The 18,567-nt window shown below is 64.9% G+C and carries 19 protein-coding genes and 1 pseudogene; 11 read left to right on the top strand and 9 right to left on the bottom strand.

Annotated elements, in window-relative coordinates:
* Positions 1-15: 15 nt before the first annotated feature.
* Entirely contained in the window at positions 16-471 is a 456-nt protein-coding gene (locus FCN77_RS05545; RefSeq protein ID WP_137321460.1) for a hypothetical protein, read from the top strand.
* Positions 472-665: 194 nt separating this feature from the next.
* Here the strand turns inward: FCN77_RS05545 and FCN77_RS05540 are convergent, their stop codons facing one another.
* Positions 666-875, bottom strand: coding sequence for a DUF4177 domain-containing protein (locus tag FCN77_RS05540; protein ID WP_137321459.1), 210 nt, complete (start codon positions 873-875; stop codon positions 666-668).
* Between the two features lie 147 nt (positions 876-1,022).
* Here FCN77_RS05540 and FCN77_RS05535 point away from each other — a divergent pair, with 147 nt between their 5' ends.
* On the top strand, positions 1,023-1,193 hold the full coding sequence (locus FCN77_RS05535; protein ID WP_217496233.1) for a hypothetical protein: 171 nt from the start codon (positions 1,023-1,025) through the stop codon (positions 1,191-1,193).
* Positions 1,194-1,477: 284 nt separating this feature from the next.
* Here the strand turns inward: FCN77_RS05535 and FCN77_RS05530 are convergent, their stop codons facing one another.
* The gene (locus FCN77_RS05530) at positions 1,478-2,890 is read right to left on the bottom strand and encodes an amino acid permease (RefSeq protein WP_137321457.1); all 1,413 of its coding nucleotides are present in this window, start codon (positions 2,888-2,890) and stop codon (positions 1,478-1,480) included.
* A gap of 51 nt (positions 2,891-2,941) precedes the next feature.
* Positions 2,942-4,039 (bottom strand): histidinol-phosphate transaminase, encoded by a 1,098-nt coding sequence (gene hisC / locus FCN77_RS05525; RefSeq protein WP_137321456.1) that lies wholly within the window; start codon positions 4,037-4,039, stop codon positions 2,942-2,944.
* Between the two features lie 93 nt (positions 4,040-4,132).
* On the opposite strand from hisC, the gene FCN77_RS05520 reads away from it, so the two are divergent.
* Both FCN77_RS05520 and FCN77_RS05515 read left to right on the top strand, forming a co-directional pair.
* Positions 4,133-4,636: an Lrp/AsnC family transcriptional regulator gene (locus FCN77_RS05520; RefSeq protein WP_137324658.1), complete on the top strand. Its 504-nt coding sequence runs from the start codon at positions 4,133-4,135 to the stop codon at positions 4,634-4,636.
* Between the two features lie 118 nt (positions 4,637-4,754).
* Entirely contained in the window at positions 4,755-6,413 is a 1,659-nt protein-coding gene (locus tag FCN77_RS05515) for a thiamine pyrophosphate-binding protein (protein WP_137321455.1), read from the top strand.
* Here the strand turns inward: FCN77_RS05515 and FCN77_RS05510 are convergent.
* Positions 6,410-7,576: a class I SAM-dependent methyltransferase gene (locus FCN77_RS05510; RefSeq protein ID WP_254678862.1), complete on the bottom strand. Its 1,167-nt coding sequence runs from the start codon at positions 7,574-7,576 to the stop codon at positions 6,410-6,412. The two genes, FCN77_RS05515 and FCN77_RS05510, sit on opposite strands and share 4 nt — an antisense overlap.
* A gap of 284 nt (positions 7,577-7,860) precedes the next feature.
* Positions 7,861-8,445 carry a hypothetical protein gene (locus tag FCN77_RS05505; protein WP_175417149.1) on the bottom strand — a complete coding sequence of 195 codons (585 nt, stop codon included), beginning with the start codon at positions 8,443-8,445 and terminating at the stop codon, positions 7,861-7,863.
* A 292-nt stretch (positions 8,446-8,737) separates the two neighbouring features.
* Here FCN77_RS05505 and FCN77_RS05500 point away from each other — a divergent pair, with 292 nt between their 5' ends.
* From FCN77_RS05500 to FCN77_RS05490, 3 genes are all read left to right on the top strand, one after another.
* The gene (locus FCN77_RS05500) at positions 8,738-9,418 is read left to right on the top strand and encodes a DUF998 domain-containing protein (RefSeq protein WP_137321454.1); all 681 of its coding nucleotides are present in this window, start codon (positions 8,738-8,740) and stop codon (positions 9,416-9,418) included.
* Between the two features lie 42 nt (positions 9,419-9,460).
* Positions 9,461-10,531, top strand: coding sequence for a hypothetical protein (locus FCN77_RS05495; protein ID WP_137321453.1), 1,071 nt, complete (start codon positions 9,461-9,463; stop codon positions 10,529-10,531).
* A 162-nt stretch (positions 10,532-10,693) separates the two neighbouring features.
* Positions 10,694-11,332, top strand: coding sequence for a hypothetical protein (locus FCN77_RS05490; protein ID WP_137321452.1), 639 nt, complete (start codon positions 10,694-10,696; stop codon positions 11,330-11,332).
* 158 nt (positions 11,333-11,490) lie between these two features.
* Here FCN77_RS05490 and FCN77_RS05485 read toward each other — a convergent pair whose 3' ends face one another.
* Positions 11,491-12,369: a MurR/RpiR family transcriptional regulator gene (locus FCN77_RS05485; protein WP_137321451.1), complete on the bottom strand. Its 879-nt coding sequence runs from the start codon at positions 12,367-12,369 to the stop codon at positions 11,491-11,493.
* A gap of 108 nt (positions 12,370-12,477) precedes the next feature.
* On the opposite strand from FCN77_RS05485, the gene FCN77_RS26635 reads away from it, so the two are divergent.
* Genes FCN77_RS26635 through FCN77_RS05470 form a run of 4 tightly spaced genes read left to right on the top strand, consistent with a single transcriptional unit; the run spans position 12,478 to position 15,630 of the window.
* Positions 12,478-13,101, top strand: a complete 624-nt coding sequence (locus FCN77_RS26635; protein WP_254678861.1) for an MFS transporter — start codon at positions 12,478-12,480, stop codon at positions 13,099-13,101.
* A gap of 10 nt (positions 13,102-13,111) precedes the next feature.
* On the top strand, positions 13,112-13,870 hold the full coding sequence (locus FCN77_RS26630; protein WP_254678860.1) for an MFS transporter: 759 nt from the start codon (positions 13,112-13,114) through the stop codon (positions 13,868-13,870).
* On the top strand, positions 13,867-14,364 hold the full coding sequence (locus FCN77_RS05475; protein WP_254678859.1) for a GAF domain-containing protein: 498 nt from the start codon (positions 13,867-13,869) through the stop codon (positions 14,362-14,364). The genes FCN77_RS26630 and FCN77_RS05475 overlap by 4 nt, the downstream gene beginning before the upstream one ends.
* Entirely contained in the window at positions 14,365-15,630 is a 1,266-nt protein-coding gene (locus tag FCN77_RS05470; protein ID WP_137321450.1) for an amidohydrolase family protein, read from the top strand.
* Between the two features lie 27 nt (positions 15,631-15,657).
* On the opposite strand, the gene FCN77_RS05465 is transcribed toward FCN77_RS05470, so the two are convergent.
* The 3 genes and pseudogenes from FCN77_RS05465 to FCN77_RS05455 form a co-directional block, all read right to left on the bottom strand.
* Positions 15,658-16,737 (bottom strand): LacI family DNA-binding transcriptional regulator, encoded by a 1,080-nt coding sequence (locus tag FCN77_RS05465; protein ID WP_175417148.1) that lies wholly within the window; start codon positions 16,735-16,737, stop codon positions 15,658-15,660.
* 38 nt (positions 16,738-16,775) lie between these two features.
* The gene (locus FCN77_RS05460; protein ID WP_137321449.1) at positions 16,776-17,678 is read right to left on the bottom strand and encodes a carbohydrate ABC transporter permease; all 903 of its coding nucleotides are present in this window, start codon (positions 17,676-17,678) and stop codon (positions 16,776-16,778) included.
* Positions 17,675-18,555, bottom strand: a pseudogene (locus tag FCN77_RS05455) (carbohydrate ABC transporter permease). Before FCN77_RS05455 ends, FCN77_RS05460 begins: the two are co-directional and overlap by 4 nt.
* Between the last annotated feature and the right edge of the window lie 12 nt (positions 18,556-18,567).

The following is an 18,567-nucleotide window of genomic DNA, read 5'->3' as shown; positions in this document are numbered from 1 at the left end:
GATGTTGCGGGAACTATGGCAGTCAGCAGCCACCAGGAACACGATAATGCGGTGCATGCCGAGCATACAGCGGCTCTCGCCCGCGGTGAGCAACGGGTCCTGTATTTGTCCGAAGACGGGATCCTGCACAGCTACACCAAATTAGAGCTGGGAGGCCCACCGAACGGAAGTACACGGTGGTGGCAGAACCTGCCCGGACTGCTGTTCCTGTTGCCAATGCTCTGCCTCATGATCTACGTCTTCATCACTAATCCGGTTGGAAAGGCGAGTGCACAGTGGGCAACCCTGTTGGGTGCAGTGCTGATGGCCCTGGCGGCCGTTTACCTCATCTGGGAAATGACGGTAGTGTACCGCGGTCGAAAAGAGCGCATCCGGCGAGGATCGCCTGATCCACTTCGCATGTCCGGGGCCAGGACCAAGCTTCCCGAGTCCTACACACAATCCCAACCAATCAAGAAGGGCCGATGGTGAAATCCCAGGTCGCCATGACGTTGCGTTTCGATTGGCCCCAACAGTGCAGTGATCGAAAGATGGGGAAGGCTCTCCGGCCACACCGGTCATTCAGAGGCTAAGTCAACGTCCGGTAAGGGACCGTTTAGCGGGCACCCAGCTCGTCGGAGTGCGCCTGGCTATCCAGACGCCACAGCTCGTTTCGCGATGTGCGATCATCCTAGACTCTCGAACACCAGCGTCGCCTGAATGCGGTCGCCGCCCCCGATCAATCCCTTGCTCCCGCTGCTGGCGGTGGTTATGGTGTGGAGTCGATAGCCCTTGGCGGCCTGATCGTTGATGGCCTTCTCTAGGGAGGTCAGGTTGCCCGAACCGGTTCCCCAGAGTTTCTCTTTGAGAATCACCTGCAGGACGACATACTGCATGACGCGACTTCCTTCCGTTGCTGGCCAATTGGAGCAATGCTAATCGATGCGGCGGGCGCCCCTTGGGACGTGAGCGACGGCGCCTCGAAGGTATCGACGATGCGCGCTGTCAACGTCACGCCAGCGACACTTAACAAGCGACGCTCGATGAACAGAGTCACCGAACTCGTAGAGCCGGTCATGCTTGACGAAGCCGACCGGCTTGCCGCGACAGCCACTAAAGTATGGATCGCCTCCAACACCGCTTCATCAACAGGAGCGGAGGCCGCAAAAATTGGCCTCAAGGCCAAACCGACAAGCACCTGCTGTTCTGCGTAGTTCAAGGCGGTCAATGTGGCGCGGCTCCACTCACGACCTGATGTGGCCACGGCGGGCCGGCTGCGTAGTCTCGCGGCAGACAGCCGACCAGAAAGTCACCGGATACAGCCGGCGGCGGCAGCCCGCCGTCGTGCGCCCGGACTCGACGAGTGGGCAGCGGCCACCTTTGCCGAACATAGAGCCAACGTGGTCAGCCCGGCATGAATTGCGAAGGGCGCGCCCGGCCAAAGCCGGACGCGCCCTTCGTGTGTCCTAAACCAGCGAATCGGTAGACACCGCCTGATTCAGTCGATGAGCACCGGCTGCTTGGCGGGCTCCGAAGCCTCAACGCGGCCCGAAGCGTTCCCCTTCCGGTGGTGCAGCCAGTTCGCCACCGCCAGAAGCGCCACGAGTGCGAAAGTGCTCAGGAGCTGGGGACGGGAATCCTCGCCGATGAAGCCCACCGTGAAGATCGCCGCGAGGATGACCAAGCCAAAGCCCGTGAGCCACGGGAAGCCGGGCATCCGCAGGGGAAGCTCCGTTCCCTCGCGGTCTGCGCGCAGGCGCAGCGCGAGCTGGGCCAGGAGCGCGGACGTCCACACCAGCAGGCACGTCGAGCCCACGATATTGAGCAGGACGGGTAGCACCTTCTCGGGGAAAGCCAGCTCCAGCACAACCGTGACAACGCCGAAGACGACGCTTGCCAGGACCGCGACAACCGGAACCCGGGCCTTGGACACGGAAGCGAGGAGGCGCGGCGCTTGACCCCGCTCGGCCAGGGAGAACGCCATCCGCGAGGCACCGTAGAGGTTGGCGTTAAGGGCGGAGAGCAGTGCTGCGACGGCCACCAGGGTGATGGCGGTGGCCGCGCCGGGCATGCCGGCGGCGTCCAGCACCGCGGCGAACGGGCTCTTCAGGCCAGCAGAACCCACAGGAACCACGGCCGCGATCACGAAGATCGCACCGATGTAAAACACCAGGATGCGCCACAGCACCGTCCGGACTGCCTTCTTCACACTGCGGGCCGGCTCCGTGGTCTCAGCTGCCGCCACGGACACGATCTCGGTGCCGCCGAACGCGAACGCCACCACGAACAGTGCCGTGGCAATCCCGGCGAAACCGCTGGGCGCGAATCCGGCACCGGTGAAGTTGGACAGGCCCGGCGACTGAACGCCCGGCAGCCAGCCGAAGAGCAGGGCAGCACCCACCAGGAGGAACCCGACAATTGCCGCCACCTTGAGCAGGGCGAACCAGAACTCGAACTCACCGAAGTTCTTCACACTAGTCAGGTTCACTGCGGTGAGCACCACGATGAACACGAAGGCCATCAGCCACACCGGCAGGGCGGGGAAGATGGTGGCAAGCAGGCCCGCCGCACCCAGCGCTTCCGCTGCGATGACCACCACGAGCTGCAGCCACCACAGCCAGCCCACCGTGGCACCGGCCACCGGCCCGTAGGCCTTGGCCGTGTAGACGGAGAAGGCGCCGCTGTCCGGGTGGGCGGCGGCCATCTCGCCGAGGGCCCACATCACCAGGATGATGAGCGTGCCGGCAACGAGGTAGGAGATCAGCACCGCCGGGCCGGCAGCCTGGATGCCCGCACCGGAGCCGATGAAGAGACCAGCGCCGATGGCACTTCCCAGGCCCATCATGGTGAGCTGGCGGGGTTTAAGGGCCGCGCCGAGGGCGCGGGCAGACGTCTTTGTCTGTTGTTCCATGGGGATTCCTCTGGTTGTAGGTGGAACGGGTTGGTAAAAGTCAGTGAGTGGTCAGGCTAAGTGGACTTCGAGGAGCCGGAGCACGCGCTCGTTGGAGGCGGGGTCAGCCACGGTGATCCGCACGCCGTCGCCCTGGTAGGCCCGGACCAGAATGCCTGCGCGGTCGAAGGCGTCCACCAGCCCCGCGAGGAGGTTTTCATCGGCGCGGATCCACAGGAAATTGCCCTGGCTCGGCTGCAGTTTCCAGCCCTGGGCTTCCAGCTGCTGGGCCATCCGGGCGCGTTCCTGCCTGACGGCGGCGACGCGGATTTCCATCTCCTCCCCCGCGTCCAAGGAAGCGACGGCCGCCTTCTGGGCCAGCGAGCTCACGGCGAAGGGAAGGGCGGTCCGGCGCAGTCCCTCGGCGATGGCCGGCGCCGCCACGGCGTATCCCACGCGCAGGCCGGCGAGCCCGTAGGCCTTGGAGAAGGTGCGAAGGATGCAGACGTTCGGGTACCGGCGGTAGAGCGCCAGGGAATCGGGGCCGCTGCCCGCTTCGGCGTATTCCACGTAGGCCTCGTCGATCACCACCAGGATGTCGGAGCGGACGGTCTGCAGGAAGGCCTCGATGCGTTCGTGGCTGATCGGCACGCCGGTGGGATTGTTGGGGGTGCAGAGCAGGATGACCTTGGTGCGCGCGGTGACGGCCGCGGCCATGGCATCGAGGTCGTGGCCCTCGGCGTCGTCCAGCGGGATGCGGACCGGCCGGGCGCCTGCCAACTCCACCAGGATGGGGTACGCCTCAAAGGAGCGCCACGCGAAGACCACCTCATCCCCGGCGTCGCACAGTCCGGTGATGATCTGCTGCAGAACACCCACGCTGCCGGGCCCCACCGCGACCTCCCCGGCGGTGACGCCCAGGTTCCGGGCGAGCCGTTCGCGGAGTTCGACGGCGGCCATGTCCGGGTAGCGGTTCATCCTGCCGGCCGCTTCGGCCACCGCAGCGGCGGCAGCGGGCAGTGGTTCGTAGTGGCTTTCGTTGCTGGCGAGGGCTGCGATGTCCATGCCGGCACTGCGCCGGCCCGGGACGTAGGACGGGAGGCCGGCGACGGCGTCACGAAGGGTGGGCAGCGCGGTCTCGGGTGCCGCCAGGAGTTGATCAGGGGTCATGAGGACCGATCATGGTTGTGACCCGGCGCACATTGCAAGATACGCTCAAGCCATTGGGACTTCTGCTCAACTTCTACCGTGTCTGGTGAAAATATGACCATCGCGAACTCTCGCACCCTCGATTCCCTCGACGGCAGGATCATCCTGGCCCTCGACAAGGATCCCGAAGCCAGCGCCCTGGCACTCTCGCGGACGCTCGGCGTCGCACGGAACACCGTCCACGCCCGGCTGGCACGGCTGGAGCGCAGCGGCGCTCTCCGCTCCTTCAGCCGCAGGCTGGACCCCGCCGCGCTCGGATATGAACTGATGGCCTTCCTCTCCCTTTCGATCAGCCAGACGCGGACCGGTTCGGTGGAAAACGGGCTCGCAGCGATCCCGGAGGTCATCGAGGTGCACGCCACCACCGGTGACGCGGACCTCATGGCCAAAGTGGTGGCCCGCGGCACGGCCGATCTCTACCGCATCACCAACCAGATCCTGGAGATCGACGGAATCCAGCGCACCAGCACAGCCATTTCCGTGCTGGAACTCATGCCGCCCCGCTACGACGGACTCCTGAGCCGGCTGACGGAGCAGGAATCCCGCACTTCAGGGTAGGCGCGGGTGATGCGCGCCACAATGGGCATTTTGTCACTTCTACAACCGCCTACTGCCAAAAGTCCCAGCCGCAGCCAGCCCTCTTGCCTATCTGAATCCTGGCCCACAAGATTCCTGCATGACTACACTTACCGTCTCAGGCCGCGTGGCGCAGGTTCTCAGCAGCTATGTCAGCGATGTCTTCGGCGTCATGGGCAACGGAAACGTCTACTTCCTGGACGCCGCGGAGAAGCTGGGCCTCCGCTTCGCACCCGTCCGGCACGAAGGCGCCGCCATCGCCGCGGCCGACGCTTACTACCGGGCCTCGGGCCGCCTCGCAGCAGGCACCACCACCTACGGCCCCGGCTACACCAACGCGCTCACCGCCCTGGCCGAGGCGGTCCAGGCGCAGATCCCGGTCGTACTGGTCACCGGGGACGCTCCGAGCAGCGGCGCCCGGCCGCAGGACGTGGACCAGGCGGCCATCGCCGCCGGCCTCGGCGCGGCCACCTTCACCGTCACCCGCGACGCCGCGGGCTCCATCACCCGGCAGGCGGTGGAGTACGCACTCACCAAGCGCACCGCCGTCGTGATTGCCATTCCTTACGACCTCGCGGCGCTCGAGGCTGCGGACGAGGAACTTCCGGCGCCGCCGGCTCCGAAGGTGACGGACGACGTCGACGGCGGCCTTGGGCAAATAGCCCGCCTGCTGGCCGGGGCCAAGCGGCCACTGATCCTGGCCGGCCGGGGTGCGCACCTCGCCGGAGCCGGCCCGGAGCTCCGGGAGCTCGCCGACCGCCTGGGCGCGCTGACCGCCGGAACCGCCCTAGCGCTCAACCTCCTCCACGGCGAGGGGTACCTGGGCGTGGCCGGCGGCTTCGGCACGGACACCGCGGCCGGGCTCATGGGCGAGGCCGACGTGGTCCTGGTGGCCGGGGCGAGCCTGAGCCCCTTCACCATGCGGTTCGGGCACCTGCTCGGCCCGGACAGCACCGTCATCCAGATCGACACCGCCCTGCAGCCCACGCACCCCAGGGTGGACCTGTTCGTCAGCGCCGACGCGAAAACCGCTGCCGGGCGCCTCCTGGGAATGCTTGACGGCGAGGCGGCGGCGGAAGCCTGGCGCGCGGAAGCCCGCCAGCGCCTGGCCGAAGGGCCGGGCCATCAGGCAGGCTCCGAGGTAACCCCGGACGGCCGGCTGGACCCGCGCGCCCTGGCCACGGCACTGGATGCCGTGCTGCCGGAGCGCCGTACCGTGGTGCAGGACGGCGGGCACTTCATCGGGTGGGCGCCGATGTACTGGAACATCCCGCGGCCGCAGGACCTGGTGATGGTGGGGACCGCTTTCCAGTCGATCGGGCTGGGCCTTGCCAGCGCCGTCGGGGCAGCCCGCGCAGTGGAGGACGGCCGCACCCTGGTGCTGGCCTCCGGCGACGGCGGTTTCCTGATGGGCCTGTCCGACCTCGAATCGCTCATCGGGACGGCAAGCAGCGCCGTCGTGGTGATCTACAACGATGCCGCCTACGGAGCCGAAATCCACCAGTACGGCTCCCAGGGCCTGACCGAAAAGCCCATGCTGATCCCCGAGGTGGACTTCAGCGGCATCGCCCGCGCGCTCGGTGCCGAGTCGGCGATCATCCGCTCCCTGGCGGACCTTTCCGCGCTCCAGGAGTGGATCGACGCCGGCGCCAAGGGAACCTTCGTGGCCGACTGCCGGATCACGTCCAGCGTCCGGGCCCCGTGGATGAGCGAGTGGATGAACGCTAAGCAGGCAGCGAAGGCGGCGGTGGCGGGCTAGCGGCGAACAAGCCGCCACAGCGATGTGACCTCGGCCGCGCGCGCCTCGAACAGAGGATCGTCGCGGTCCGATGCCTTCGGATGCGTTGGCTTGGTGTCCAGCCGTTCCATCACCTTCAGCCCGGCCGCCTCGATGGCGGCCAGCAGATCCTCACGCGTCCGCAGGCCCAGGTGCTCGGCCAGGTCGGAGAGGACAAGCCAGGCCTCACCGCCGGGCTCCAGATGGTCGGGGAGTCCGTTCAGGAAGCGGAACAGCATCCTGCTCCCGGGGTCGTAGACGGCGCTGTCCAGGCTGGAATGCGGCGTGGCCGGAATCCAGGGCGGGTTGCACACGATGAGGGGTGCCCGCCCCGGCGGGAACATGTCGGTCAGGACGGCCCCAGCACGGTCCTGGACACCGAGGTTCCGGAAATTCTCAGCGGCGCAGGCGATTGCACGCGGTTCATTGTCCGTCGCCACCACACGGTGGACGCCACGGCGCGCGAGGACGGCAGCGAGTACACCCGTGCCGGTTCCGACGTCGAACGCCAGCGTGTCAGAGGGCAGCGCAGCGGCGGCCACGAGATCCACATACTCACTCCGGGTGGGGAAGAACGTGCCATAGTGCGGGTGGATGCGGCCCTGCAGTGCATCGACGTGGACGCCATTACGTCGCCACTCGTGGGCGCCAATGGCCCCGACAAGCTCATGCAGGGACACAATGGAAGATTCGCCGATATCACCGTACGCTTCAGCGGCGGCCTGCCGGATGTCCGGTGCGCGGCGCAGCGGCACCACCGGGCCCGGATCAAGAGGAATCAGCAGCAGGCCGAGAACGCGTGCACGATGCGAGCGGGACTGGCGGTGCCGATAGAACTTATCGGCCGGAGTTGCTGCGGTCTCTTTCTTTCCGGCGCCCATCCGCCGGTCCATGGCGTTGAGGATCTGCCGTGCGTTGTGGAAGTCACCGTGCCAGAGCATCGCGATCCCCTGTGACGCCATCCGGTTCGCATCATCGGCCGTGAGAGAGTCGGAGACCACTTCGACGCGCGTCGGCGCCGGTCTGCCGTTCGCCGAACGCCATCGCGCGGTCATGTTCTCACCAGCCTCGGCCCAGGTCACGACGGCGGGATCATCCATCGCAGCTGTGCGCGCGGGCTTGAGGACCGGCGTCGGGATTCCCACGGGAGCTGGCGTGTCGGTAGTGATAAAGATCCATTCCAAGCGTCAGAGGAGCCGATCGGCGACTGACGATTGCGGCGGTGATTGGACAACGTGGATGGCTACGCCCAAGATTCGGAACCGTCATCCGGCCGCGAACCGAGCTTGGTTGATGGCCGTTGGAACCATACAACCTGCATTGTCAGGATACAGGTGTGCCATAATCGCCACCCGCCGGCTGACCTTGTCCCGGAACGCGTCCACCGTGGCGGCGCTGCGGGACCACACGCTCTTAGGCCGTCTACCGCTTAGTTGCCTGCTTGTTCGGGGGCACTCCGTGCAGGGATTTCTGTGTCGACGGAATGCCCTGCGGAGATCTGCCGCTTGACCTGCTCAAGCTCATCTTGGAGCAGGTCAACGGTGGCACGGTATTTTTCGAAGTCCGCCGTTCGGCGCCTGGCCGCGGCGAAGCTGATGCTGGCGGCGAGAATAGCAAGCGGGAACGCCACCAGCAGGGCCCAGCCGGACGCGGCAAGGAAGTCCATCGCGACGGGGAGTGCCTGCTTGAATGCCATGAACTCGTTCACCCCGCCGACCACTCCGTTCAGAGCGGAGTCCAGGGGTTCCAGAAATTGCCCCACGACAGGCGTCCCGGAAAACGACGGAACACTTAGCGGCGGTTCTTTCCCTGTGGACCAGCGCGAGTCACTGAAATGGTTCAGGACGTAGATCCCGGCACCCGCGTTGAGGGCTGCGAAGAGCAGGACGGAACCGAGGGCAGTCCAATGAAGCCGGTGCGGACGCCAGACGCCGGCCACCAGCGCGAAGACGGCGGCGGCAACCCAGGAAAAGAGGCGGAGTTCGTCGCGGCTCAGGCCGCCCAGTAGATCCAATGAATTCCCCACCCTTTGCAGTTGGTGCGTGTTCCGGTCCCAAGCAATGCCTGTTCAGGTCCCAAGGGAGCCTATCCCAGTCACCCCGGGCATGTGTCGGCTGCCGTCAGTCCCACGCAGCCCCGGCCCAGCCCGTCCAGCCGAACCTCCGCGTGGCAGCAGGGCAAGGCCGTTCGGCCCTATCAACTTGCGGCAACCGGCCCAAAGCTTAAACAGGTAGGTGCGGGGGGCGGACGCCCGCGGACCCCTGCACCGAGCCTTTGCCAGACCGCGGCTCTGAGGACATCCGGACATGTCAATCGACAAGCGCCGACTCCCGCAACGCGGGCGGGCCACGCCGCACGGAAGCCAGCGCCGTGACGCTCTCCGCAAGGTCCTTCTCACTGCGGGGCCGCTGTCATCGCTCCTCTACGTGATTGCCACAGACGTCGTGGCAGCATCCCAATGGGACGGGTACCAACGCACCGAGCAGATGGTGAGCGAACTGTTCGCCGTCGGCTCCCCCGGCCGGGACGTCGTGCTGCCCTTCACATGGGTCTACACGGTGCTGTTCACTGCGTTCGGGGTGGGCGTCTGGAACTCCGTGCGCGGCAACCGCACCCTGCGCATCGGCGGCGGCCTGCTCACCGGGTACGGGCTGTGGAACATCATGGGAGCCATCTACCCCCTGACGCTGGGGGACGATGCTTCCATCCCCATGCACATCCTCGCCACCAACATCCAGCTCGCCCTCATGGTCGCTTCCATGTGCTTCGTGGCCGCCGGGTTCCGCGGCCGGATGCGCGCCTACTCCATCGTCTCGCTCGTTGCTTCTGCGGTCATGGGCATGGTTGCGTTCATGGCCGCCCCGGGACCGAATCTCGTGCTGGGCATCGGCGAAAGAATCAGCATCGGGGCGTTTCTGCTCTGGGTAGCTGTCCTCGCAGTCGCGCTGTGGAAGCGGCCGCGGGCTGACCGGACGGCACAGGTTTAGGCGCCATCCCCTCACCGAACAGCTCCGTGGAAGTGGCCAACGATGCTCGAAACTGCGCGTAACACCAGGACCGACGTACGCCGCGACCTGGTCACCGAACTCCTGGGCCTGTGGCTGGTGCTGGCCGTCTTCCTGGACGGCTGGGCGCACCTGAACCTGCCCAGCCTGGAGACGTTCTTCACCCCGTGGCACGCCGCCCTCTACTCCGGCATGCTGGCGACGGCGGTGTGGACCGCCGTCGTGATCTGGCGGAACCGGACGCCGGGGCAGCGGCTGATGCAGGCCATCCCGCCCGGCTACCGGGGAACCCTGGTGGGGCTCATCCTCTTTGCCATCGCCGGCGGCCTGGACCTGCTGTGGCACGAGCTACTGGGCATCGAGGTCTCGCTGGATGCCCTCGTCAGCCCCACCCACCTGCTGCTGGGCTTCAGCCTCTTCCTCATCCTCGGCACCGCGGTCCGCAGCGCCCGAGCCAGTCATTCAGCCAGCCCCGACGATCACCCGGCCCTGACCCCGGCGGCGCTGTTCGCCGTCGTACTTATGACCGGGCTGGGGGCGTTCTTCCTCATCTACGTCTCCGCCTTCGTCCGGCCGGGGCCAACGGCCCTCTTTGTTCCAACGCCGTTCGGCAGCCCCGGGCGCGTCCAGGCGGAGATGCCGGTGGTCATAACCCTGGCCAGCTACCTGCTAACCACCGTGATGATCTTCGCCCCCTTACTCTTCACGCTCTCCGCGGCGAGGCGTGCGGCCCGCGGGGTTGTCACCCTGCTGGTGGCCGCTGCAGCATGGCTGCCCGTCGCGATGCTGGGCTTCCACACGTATTCAATTGCTGGAGCAGCGGGCGCCACCATTGCCGCCGTCGTGGCTGACCTGCTGCTGGCCCGGCTTCCGGCGACCTGGCTGCGCAAGCGGCTGCCGGCGGTCATGGGAGGAATCGCGGCGGTCCTGTGGACGGGACAGCTCGTGGCGTTCGCGGTGACGGACGCGATCCGCTGGCCCGTCTCGCTCTGGCTGGGCGCAGTGGTACTCGGCGCCGCGGTGGCCGCGGGCCTCGCCCTCCTCGCCTCCTGGGCTCCGGCGGGTTCGGGGTCGGACTCCTCCGCCGCGCGGTAGCGGCCTCTCACAGCCAAAGGCGGACGCAGCCCTACCACGGCAGCATCCGATCTTCGCAAGATGACCGCACAGCCCATGTGAACTCGCCGCCAAACCGGGTGCCGCCTTACTGGATGGTGGCGGCGCTCCGAGACCGCCCTGTTTCCGTGGAAGTATTCACCTATGACTATTGACGGCGACACCGCCAAACTCCTCGCCTTCATTGAATCCCACGGCATCGACGCCTCGACTGAGGTCAGCCGTGGTTGGGCTTCCGTCGGAGCGATTATTGTCGATGCTTCCCTGCAGCGACGGCAGAATTACGAGGCGACCGTGAAGCCGCGCGTTGACGCTCTGGTTGCCGCATGGCCAGATGCACAAACCACGAGTGGGTTCCGGAAACGACTTGCGACGGGAAGCCTCTCGGAAGTCATCGATTGGCCGTCGCCGGGCCGGCTTGCCCAGATAGACGACTTAACACGTGTGTTTGAGGATCAGGGCATCGAAACTGTCGAGGAACTCCGGGCCAGACTCACTGACCCAGCTGAAAGGCCGGTTTTTCGCGATGCCCTCGCAGGGGTACGTCATGTGAGCCCCAAGACGTTGGATTACATCGACGTTCTCAGTGGACTCTCCATGCAGGGAACTACTGACGTGCGGATACGGAGGGTGGCCGGGGCCGCCGCTATCGAGGACACCTCTTACGCCAACATGTCGGCCGTGATCCGCGCTGCTGCAGACTCACGGGGGTGGCGCGCTGAAGACCTGGACGCTGCACTATGGCACTTCGGTATTGCGAGCGCCCCGGCATCATCCGACTAAGGAGTTCAGAACTCGTACCTTAGTCGACGCCGTGGCCACACGCCGGCTGCTTCGCACCACCCCGTCACTGAATCGAGTGCCTCGACGATCCGCCGTGTAACCAGGGGCCCTCCGTCTGATTGAAAATCCCTTGTCAGGCGGCTTCCCCAAGCGCCTTCTTAAGAGCTTGACCGCGGGTGCATGATCCGCATCTGGTCCCAGGTCCGTTCGGACGCGGCAATGTTTTTGTTTGACCGGTCACGGTCCAGGGAAGCGAGTTCGACGGCGATCGCCTGGACCGCGGCGACGGCACCCGTCAGCGACGGGAAGAAGCCCGCGCCTTCGGTGGGAACGACAATCCGCTGCTCGGCGTGTTCTGCCACGGGAGAGCCGGCGCTGTCCGTAATCGAGGCGATAGTGGCGCCCGCGTTGTGGGCGATCTCCACGGCGCGCATGGTGCTGTCGTAAACCCTCCACAGGCTGATCACAATCACCAGGTCCTCCGAGGTCACCCGGGCAAGGGTATTCGTCAGGGCAGCAACGTCAGCGTCAAGTAACCGGACGTTGTAACCGGCAATAACCGCGTTATGCTCCAAGGCCTTGCCCGGGACGGCGTAGCTTCCGGCGGCCACAATCAGGGTCTGCCGTGCCCCGGCGATCGCTTCCGCGATGGAGCGGACAGTACCTGGATCGAGTGTGCGCTCGAGATGAGCCAGGTTGGCGCGGTCGGTAGAGACGGCGGCCTGGGCCGGGCTGCTGATGTGCCCGTTGTGCTCGGCCGCGACTTCGAGGGCGCTCAGCGACGCCAGGAACCGTGAGCGGAGTTCGAACTGGAAGTCGGCCCAGCCCTTGAATTCCAGCGCCTGCGCGGTTCTGGTCACGGTGGAAGCGTTCGACGACGCCGCTGCCGCTATGTCGCTGACTGAACCGTAGGAGGCAAGCCGGGGCTGTGAGCGGAGGATGCCGATGACCTGCATTTGCCGCGCGGCCAGTTTCCGTCCCTGCACGCGGCTGTCCAGCCACTCGGTGACCGACGAAGAGTTAATTTCTTGTTTCACCTATTGACCTGCCTCACACTCTGGCCCTAACTTCAATACATCGCATCTGCACAGACTTGTGCATATTCCTCAAAATGTACAACTTGGCCCACTTTGGCAGGAATCACCATGTCTCTCACCGCACGCTTGGATCGCCTGACTCTCAGTCGTCCACACTACAAGCTTCTCCTCATCGGAGGCCTCGGCTACTCGTTCGACGGCATGGACGGGGCAGTGGTCGCCTTCCTGCTTCCGCGCATCCAGGAACTGTGGGGCCTCAGCAACGCAAGCCTGGGCCTGGTTGGTTCAGCCGCCCCGCTCGGCTTCTTCTTCGGCGCCATCCTCTCCGGCTGGATGGGCGACCGCTTCGGCCGCAAGAAGGTGATGCTGTGGGCCCTTGCCTTCTACTGCCTGATGTCCGTGATTGCCGCCATGGCTCCCAACTTCGAGGTCTTCCTGATTGCACGGATCTTTGCAGGGTTGGGAGCCGGCGCCGAAAGCGTCATCATTGCGCCGTTCCTTTCCGAGTTCATCCCGCCCAAGCGTCGGGGTTGGTTCATCGGAACCCTTGCCGGGTTCTTCTCGTTTGGCTTCGTTGGTGCGGCTTTAATTGGCCGCTTTATGGTCCCCATGGGCGAGGACGGCTGGCGCTGGGCCCAGGTGGTCACAGCCATTCCGATCCTCCTCCTGCTGTGGTGGCGCCGCAGCCTGCCTGAATCCCCCGCTTCCTCATCAGCCGTGGCCGCATGCTGAAGCAACAGAGGTGGTTGGGCGCTTTGAGCAGAGCGTAGTAAAGGCAACCGGCAAGAACCTCGCCACGCTCCCGCCGGCCAGCGAAGAGATCACCAAGCACGAACAGAAGATCAACATCTGGAACGCCCTCAAGTTCATGTGGTCAAGGGCCATGCGCCGCCGTACCGCCGTCATCTGGCTGATCTGGTTCGTGATCACGTTCTCTTACTACGGCTTCTTCTCGTGGATCCCCACCCTGCTGGTGGGCCGCGGAATCACCGTCACCAAGAGCTTCGAGTACTCGATCATCATTTACCTCGCACAGATCCCCGGCTACTTCTCCGCGGCGTGGCTGTGCGACCGGATTGACCGTAAGAACACGATCGCTTTGTATCTCGCAGGATCGGCGCTCAGCGCGTTTTGGCTGAGCCAATCCAACGACTCGGGGATGATTCTGGTGGCCGCGGCAACATTGTCCTTCTTCCTCAACGGCACTTACGCCGGGGTCTACGCCTACACGCCCGAACTGTTCCCAACGTGGATGCGCGCCACCGGCGTCGGGCTGGCCAGTGCCGTGGGACGCATCGGCAGCATTCTGGCACCGTCCATCATTGGCATCTTCTCGGTGGCCCTTGGCTTCGGCGGGGTGTTCGTCATGACAACGGTTGTGCTGACCATCGGCGTTCTTGGTGTGGTCATCTTCGGCGCCTCCACCGCTGGCAAATCCCTGGAAGACATCAATGCCCGGGCGGAGCATGATCCGGCACCTGCAGGAACAGGACAGAGATGAGCGGAATAACAGACACCATGAAAGCAGACACAGTGTTTCAGCAGACCTTCGATGCCATGCGGCGGGATCCCGGCGTCATCCTCTTCACAGCCCTCCAGTGGATCCCGGAGCGGTCCAGTCTTCGGCGGCTCTTCACCAGCCACCCGGCAGACTACCCGGTGGGTGGCGAGAAAACCGTGGAAATCTCGCCGGGCTGGCTGGGAACGGTCATTGACGAAAAGAAGCCGTTCCTGGCAGCGGACCTGAACGCGCTGCGTGAAGTCTTCGCCGATTCCGAACTCATCCAGCGGCTCGGCTGCGGAGCGGTCATCAACGTTCCTGTCCTCGACGAGGACCGTAACGTCGTGGGCGTCCTTGCCATGCTGGACGCCGAAGGCCGCTACACGGAGCAAAGTGTGGAAACCGCCGTCGACGTCGTCAAGCGGAACCTAACCGACCTCACGGAAGCCTTTGCAGCCCGTCCCACCGAAGTCCCCGGGAAGGACACCATCTAAATGAGCACTACCCCGAACACCCAGATCAGCACCGGAGGAGGGGCCGGCAGCGCTACCCTTGTGATCCGCAATGCCAGCGTATTGGACGTCGAGGCAGGCACCTACTCCGTTGCCGACGTCGTCAGTATTGACGGAAAAATAAGCGGCATCGGTCCGGGCGCCGAAGCGCCCTCAGGGGCCCGCGTGATCGACGGCAACGGGAAGTTCGTCATTCCAGGGCTTATCGATTGCCACGTCCACGTGGTTGCCGCCAGTGCGGACTTCCGATCGCTGACCTGGACTCCGGCGTCGTACGTCTACGCCCATACGGCCCGGATCATGGGCCAGATGCTGCGCCGCGGCTTCACCACCGTCCGGGACCTCTCCGGGGCCGACTTCGGGCTGGCCATGGCGCAGCAGGAAGGCCTGCTGGAAGGCCCCAAGATCCACTTTTGCGGGCACGCACTGAGCCAGACCGGCGGCCATGGCGACATGCGCCTCCCCGGCGAAGACCACGAGCCCAATGGCCGCGGTTGCTGCGGCATCGGCCGCGTAGCCGACGGCGTCGACGCCGTCCGGGCAGCAGCGCGGGATGAACTGCGCAAGGGCGCCCACCACATCAAGATCATGGCCTCCGGCGGAGTTTCGTCGCCCACGGACCGCATCGACTCTACCCAGTACTCGATGGACGAGATGCGTGCCGCCGTGGAGGAGGCCGAGGCCGCCAACCGCTACGTGGCGGCCCACGCCTACACTGCGCGTGCTATCAACCGGGCCCTTGAGGCCGGCGTCCGTTCAATCGAGCACGGCAACCTGCTCGACGACGAGAGCCTCCGCCTGTTCCTCGAAAAGGACGCTTTCCTGGTCCCCACGCTCGTCACGTACTGGGCGCTGAAGGAAGAGGGCAAGGAATTCGGGCTCACTGAGGAGATGTGGGCCAAGGTGGACTCCGTGCTCAGCAGCGGCCTCGAAGCCATCGCCCGCGCGCACGAAGCCGGCGTCAAGATGGCTTTCGGATCCGACCTCCTCGGCGGCATGCACCGCCACCAGAACGAACAGTTCCGGCTTCTGGGGAAGGTCCAGCCTGCTATCGACGCCATCCGCTCGGCAACCACGACGGCGGCCCAGCTGCTGGGGCGCGAAGGCCAGATCGGCGTCGTCGCCCCGGGCGCGGACGCCGACATGCTGGTGCTGTCCGCTGACCCGCTTGCCGATATCGCGGTGCTGGCCGACATTGCCGATCACCTGGACGTATTGATCCAGAACGGGCGGGCGGTCAGCCCCTAACCCGACGGGGTAACCGGCGCCAGCAACCTACGCCGGCGAGTGCACGGCCACGGATGCCCGTTCAACGGCGGGGCACATGATCTTCACCGCGGAGTCGTTGGGGGCTTCGTCCAGGCCCAGCAGCATGCGGACTCCTGCCGCCCCGAGTTCGTAGTGGGGCAGGGACACTGTGGACAGCGGAGGCCGAAGGTGGGCCGCGATAACTTCCTGGTTGTCGAAGCCCACAACAGCCATGTCATCCGGAATGGAGAGCCCGTTTTCCCGCAGTCCGTCGTAAAGTCCCATGGCCATACGGTCGTTGTAGCAGTACACAGCGGCGACGTTGCGCTTGAGCAACTCTTCGGTAGCGCCGTATCCGCCTTCCTGATCCGGATAGGCTTCCATCACCAACTCCGGGTCGAACGGAATTCCGGCAGCCTCCAGCGCATCCTTGTAGCCCTGGAGCCGGCCGTCCTTGGCGGGCGCGGGGATCGTGGCGTTGATAAAGGCGATGCGCCGGTGGCCGCCGCGGAGCAGGATTTCCGTCGCGGACTTCCCACCTTGCTCTTCGTCGGGTACCACAGCACGGGCCGCGCCGGGCTCCGGAGAGAAACAGTTGACCAGGACGAAGTCCGCCTCGCGCAGCGTCTCCGGGATGGCGGTGGGACGGTGAAACCATGTGGAGTACAGGATGCCGCGCACCTTGTATTCCAGCATCATGGCGATCGCGTCCTTTTCCAGGTCGCGGTTTCCCTCGGTGTTGGCGATCAGCAGCGCGTACCCGTGTTTCCAGGCTTCATCCTGCGCTCCGTGGATGATCTGACCCGCGAACGGGGTGGTGGCGACGCCGTCTGCGACGAGCCCGATGAACTTCGAAGTGCCGCTGACCAAGGTCTTGGCCATCGCGTTGGGGCGGTAACCGAGCTGCCGGATCGCGTCCTTGACGCGCTGACGCGTCTCCTCTGCAATGCGGGCATTCTTCTTCTTGTTGATCACAAGCGACACCGTGGCAGTGGACACACCGGCTGCTTCAGCAACTTCGCGGAGGGTAACCGGACGGGCGCGGCCTATCCTCGCAGGAACGTCGGGGGTGGCCGCGTTGCCTGAGTCTTTCTCCTGCGAAATCATCTGTCCTCCATCAGGAGTATATCCGTCTGCCATGGCCGTCATCCCTTGGTCGCCCCGCTTTCCAAGCCCTGGATCATGGCCTTGTTCAGGACAAGGAAGACCAGGAGCAGGGGGGTGATGGTGACGCACACAGCGGCGAAGGTGGCAGTCCAGTCCACCTTGCCCATGGCGCCGATGTAGTTCTGCAGGCCCAAGGGAATGGTCTTCAGATCTTCGGAGAGGACGAACGTATTGGCGAAGATGAAGTCATTCCAGATGAAGATGCTATTGACCAGAACCACGGTGACCACAGTGTTTAGCGACAGTGGCAGCGTAATCAGTCCGAAGATCCTGTACGGGCCGGCGCCGTCAAGGGAGGCGGCTTCGTAGGTTTCCCGGGGAATGTATTCGAAGAATGACGAGAACAGGTAGATGGACATGGGCAGTGCGAAACCGGCCAGGGGGATGATCATCGATTGGTAGGTATCCAGCAGGTTCACTGTTGAGTAATCGATGAACAACGGGACCAGGGCGATCTGGACGGGAACGATGATTCCGATCAGGAACAGCCCGCGGACAAACTTGCTCAGGCGGAAACCGAGGACCTGGATGGCGTAGGCAGCCATCATGCCAAACAGGACGATCAGAACGTTGGCGCCCATGGTGACAATGAAGCTGTTCAGGATATTCCTGCCGAGGTCGCCTGTTTCGAACGCCCGCGCGTAGTTCTCCCACGTCAGCGAGCTCGGCAGTGCGAACGGGTCACCGGTCGCGAAGTCCTGCTCGGTGCGCAGGCTGGTCAGGAACAGCCAGGCGAGAGGGTAGACCTGAACGATCACGATCAGCAGGATCAGCACCCGCGACAAGGTCCGGTTCAGGCTGGGCTTCCGGCGTCGTCTCTTGATGGCGGGCGTCGGGGGCAGCATGGTCGGTGGAGTAGCCGGGGCTGTTTGGACGATCATGAGTCTGCCTTCCGCTTGAGCATGAACAGGATGAGGCCCACGGCGACAAGGCATTCGATCACGATGAACACGGAGATGGTGCTGGCGTACCCGAAGTCGGTACTGGTGAATGCTGTTTTGTACATGTACGTGGTGAGCAGCTCAGAGGACTGTCCGGGGCCGCCGTTGGTCATGAGGTAGGGGATGTCGAAGCCGCGCAGGCCGTAGGTGGTGGCCATGATCGTCGTCGTGATCCACACCGGCCGGATGTACGGGAAGCGGATCTTCGTGAACAGCGTCCACTTTGAGGCACCGTCCAGAACCGCAGCTTCTTCCAGCTCCTTGGGCACAGCTATCAGCGCGGCGTAGATGATGAGCATGTACAGCCCCGTGAACCGCCACCCCTCGGGGCGGAGACCGCAGCAAGTACCGTGTTGACGTCGGACAGCCAGGCGCGTTCGAAGTTGCCGAGCCCGATCCAGTGCAGCAGCTGGTTCAGCAGTCCCACCGGGTCGATGGAGTAGATGCGTACGAAGAGGAACGCGATCGCAACCGTGGAGATCACGGCGGGCAGCAGGTAGAGGGTCTTGATGAGCTCCCGTCCCCGGCGCAGGGACGTGAGCAGGCTGGCCACGGCCAGTGCGCCGCCGAGCTGCAGGATCAGGCAGATGGCCAGGTAGATGAGCGCGTTGGCAAATGAGCGCCAGAAGATGTCATCGGCGGTGAGCATCCGGATGTAGTTCTCCAGCCCGACGAACTCCATGTCGCTGATGCCGTTCCAGGAGAAGAAGCTGAGGAACAACGATTGAAGAATCGGGAAGAGTACGGCTGCGCAGTAGAGCAGCAATGGTGGAAGCAGGAAGACGAGGACTGAGGTCCTTGACCTGTTGGGAAGCATGGCTGGGCCTTT

Origin of the sequence: Arthrobacter sp. 24S4-2, from assembly GCF_005280255.1 — a bacterium.
Taxonomy (GTDB): domain Bacteria; phylum Actinomycetota; class Actinomycetes; order Actinomycetales; family Micrococcaceae; genus Arthrobacter.
This window is presented reverse-complemented; position numbering and strand designations above follow the sequence as displayed.

Coding starts and splice junctions, on each gene's coding strand:
- FCN77_RS05530 (WP_137321457.1), bottom strand. CDS start 2,890: ATGGAACAACAGACAAAGACGTCTGCCCGCGCCCTCGGCGCGGCCCTT.
- FCN77_RS05520 (WP_137324658.1), top strand. CDS start 4,133: ATGACCATCGCGAACTCTCGCACCCTCGATTCCCTCGACGGCAGGATC.
- FCN77_RS05495 (WP_137321453.1), top strand. CDS start 9,461: ATGCTCGAAACTGCGCGTAACACCAGGACCGACGTACGCCGCGACCTG.
- FCN77_RS05475 (WP_254678859.1), top strand. CDS start 13,867: ATGAGCGGAATAACAGACACCATGAAAGCAGACACAGTGTTTCAGCAG.
- FCN77_RS26635 (WP_254678861.1), top strand. CDS start 12,478: ATGTCTCTCACCGCACGCTTGGATCGCCTGACTCTCAGTCGTCCACAC.
- FCN77_RS05500 (WP_137321454.1), top strand. CDS start 8,738: ATGTCAATCGACAAGCGCCGACTCCCGCAACGCGGGCGGGCCACGCCG.
- FCN77_RS05465 (WP_175417148.1), bottom strand. CDS start 16,737: ATGATTTCGCAGGAGAAAGACTCAGGCAACGCGGCCACCCCCGACGTT.
- FCN77_RS05545 (WP_137321460.1), top strand. CDS start 16: ATGGCAGTCAGCAGCCACCAGGAACACGATAATGCGGTGCATGCCGAG.
- FCN77_RS05490 (WP_137321452.1), top strand. CDS start 10,694: ATGACTATTGACGGCGACACCGCCAAACTCCTCGCCTTCATTGAATCC.
- FCN77_RS05470 (WP_137321450.1), top strand. CDS start 14,365: ATGAGCACTACCCCGAACACCCAGATCAGCACCGGAGGAGGGGCCGGC.
- FCN77_RS05515 (WP_137321455.1), top strand. CDS start 4,755: ATGACTACACTTACCGTCTCAGGCCGCGTGGCGCAGGTTCTCAGCAGC.
- FCN77_RS05460 (WP_137321449.1), bottom strand. CDS start 17,678: ATGATCGTCCAAACAGCCCCGGCTACTCCACCGACCATGCTGCCCCCG.
- FCN77_RS05540 (WP_137321459.1), bottom strand. CDS start 875: ATGCAGTATGTCGTCCTGCAGGTGATTCTCAAAGAGAAACTCTGGGGA.
- FCN77_RS05535 (WP_217496233.1), top strand. CDS start 1,023: ATGAACAGAGTCACCGAACTCGTAGAGCCGGTCATGCTTGACGAAGCC.
- hisC (WP_137321456.1), bottom strand. CDS start 4,039: ATGACCCCTGATCAACTCCTGGCGGCACCCGAGACCGCGCTGCCCACC.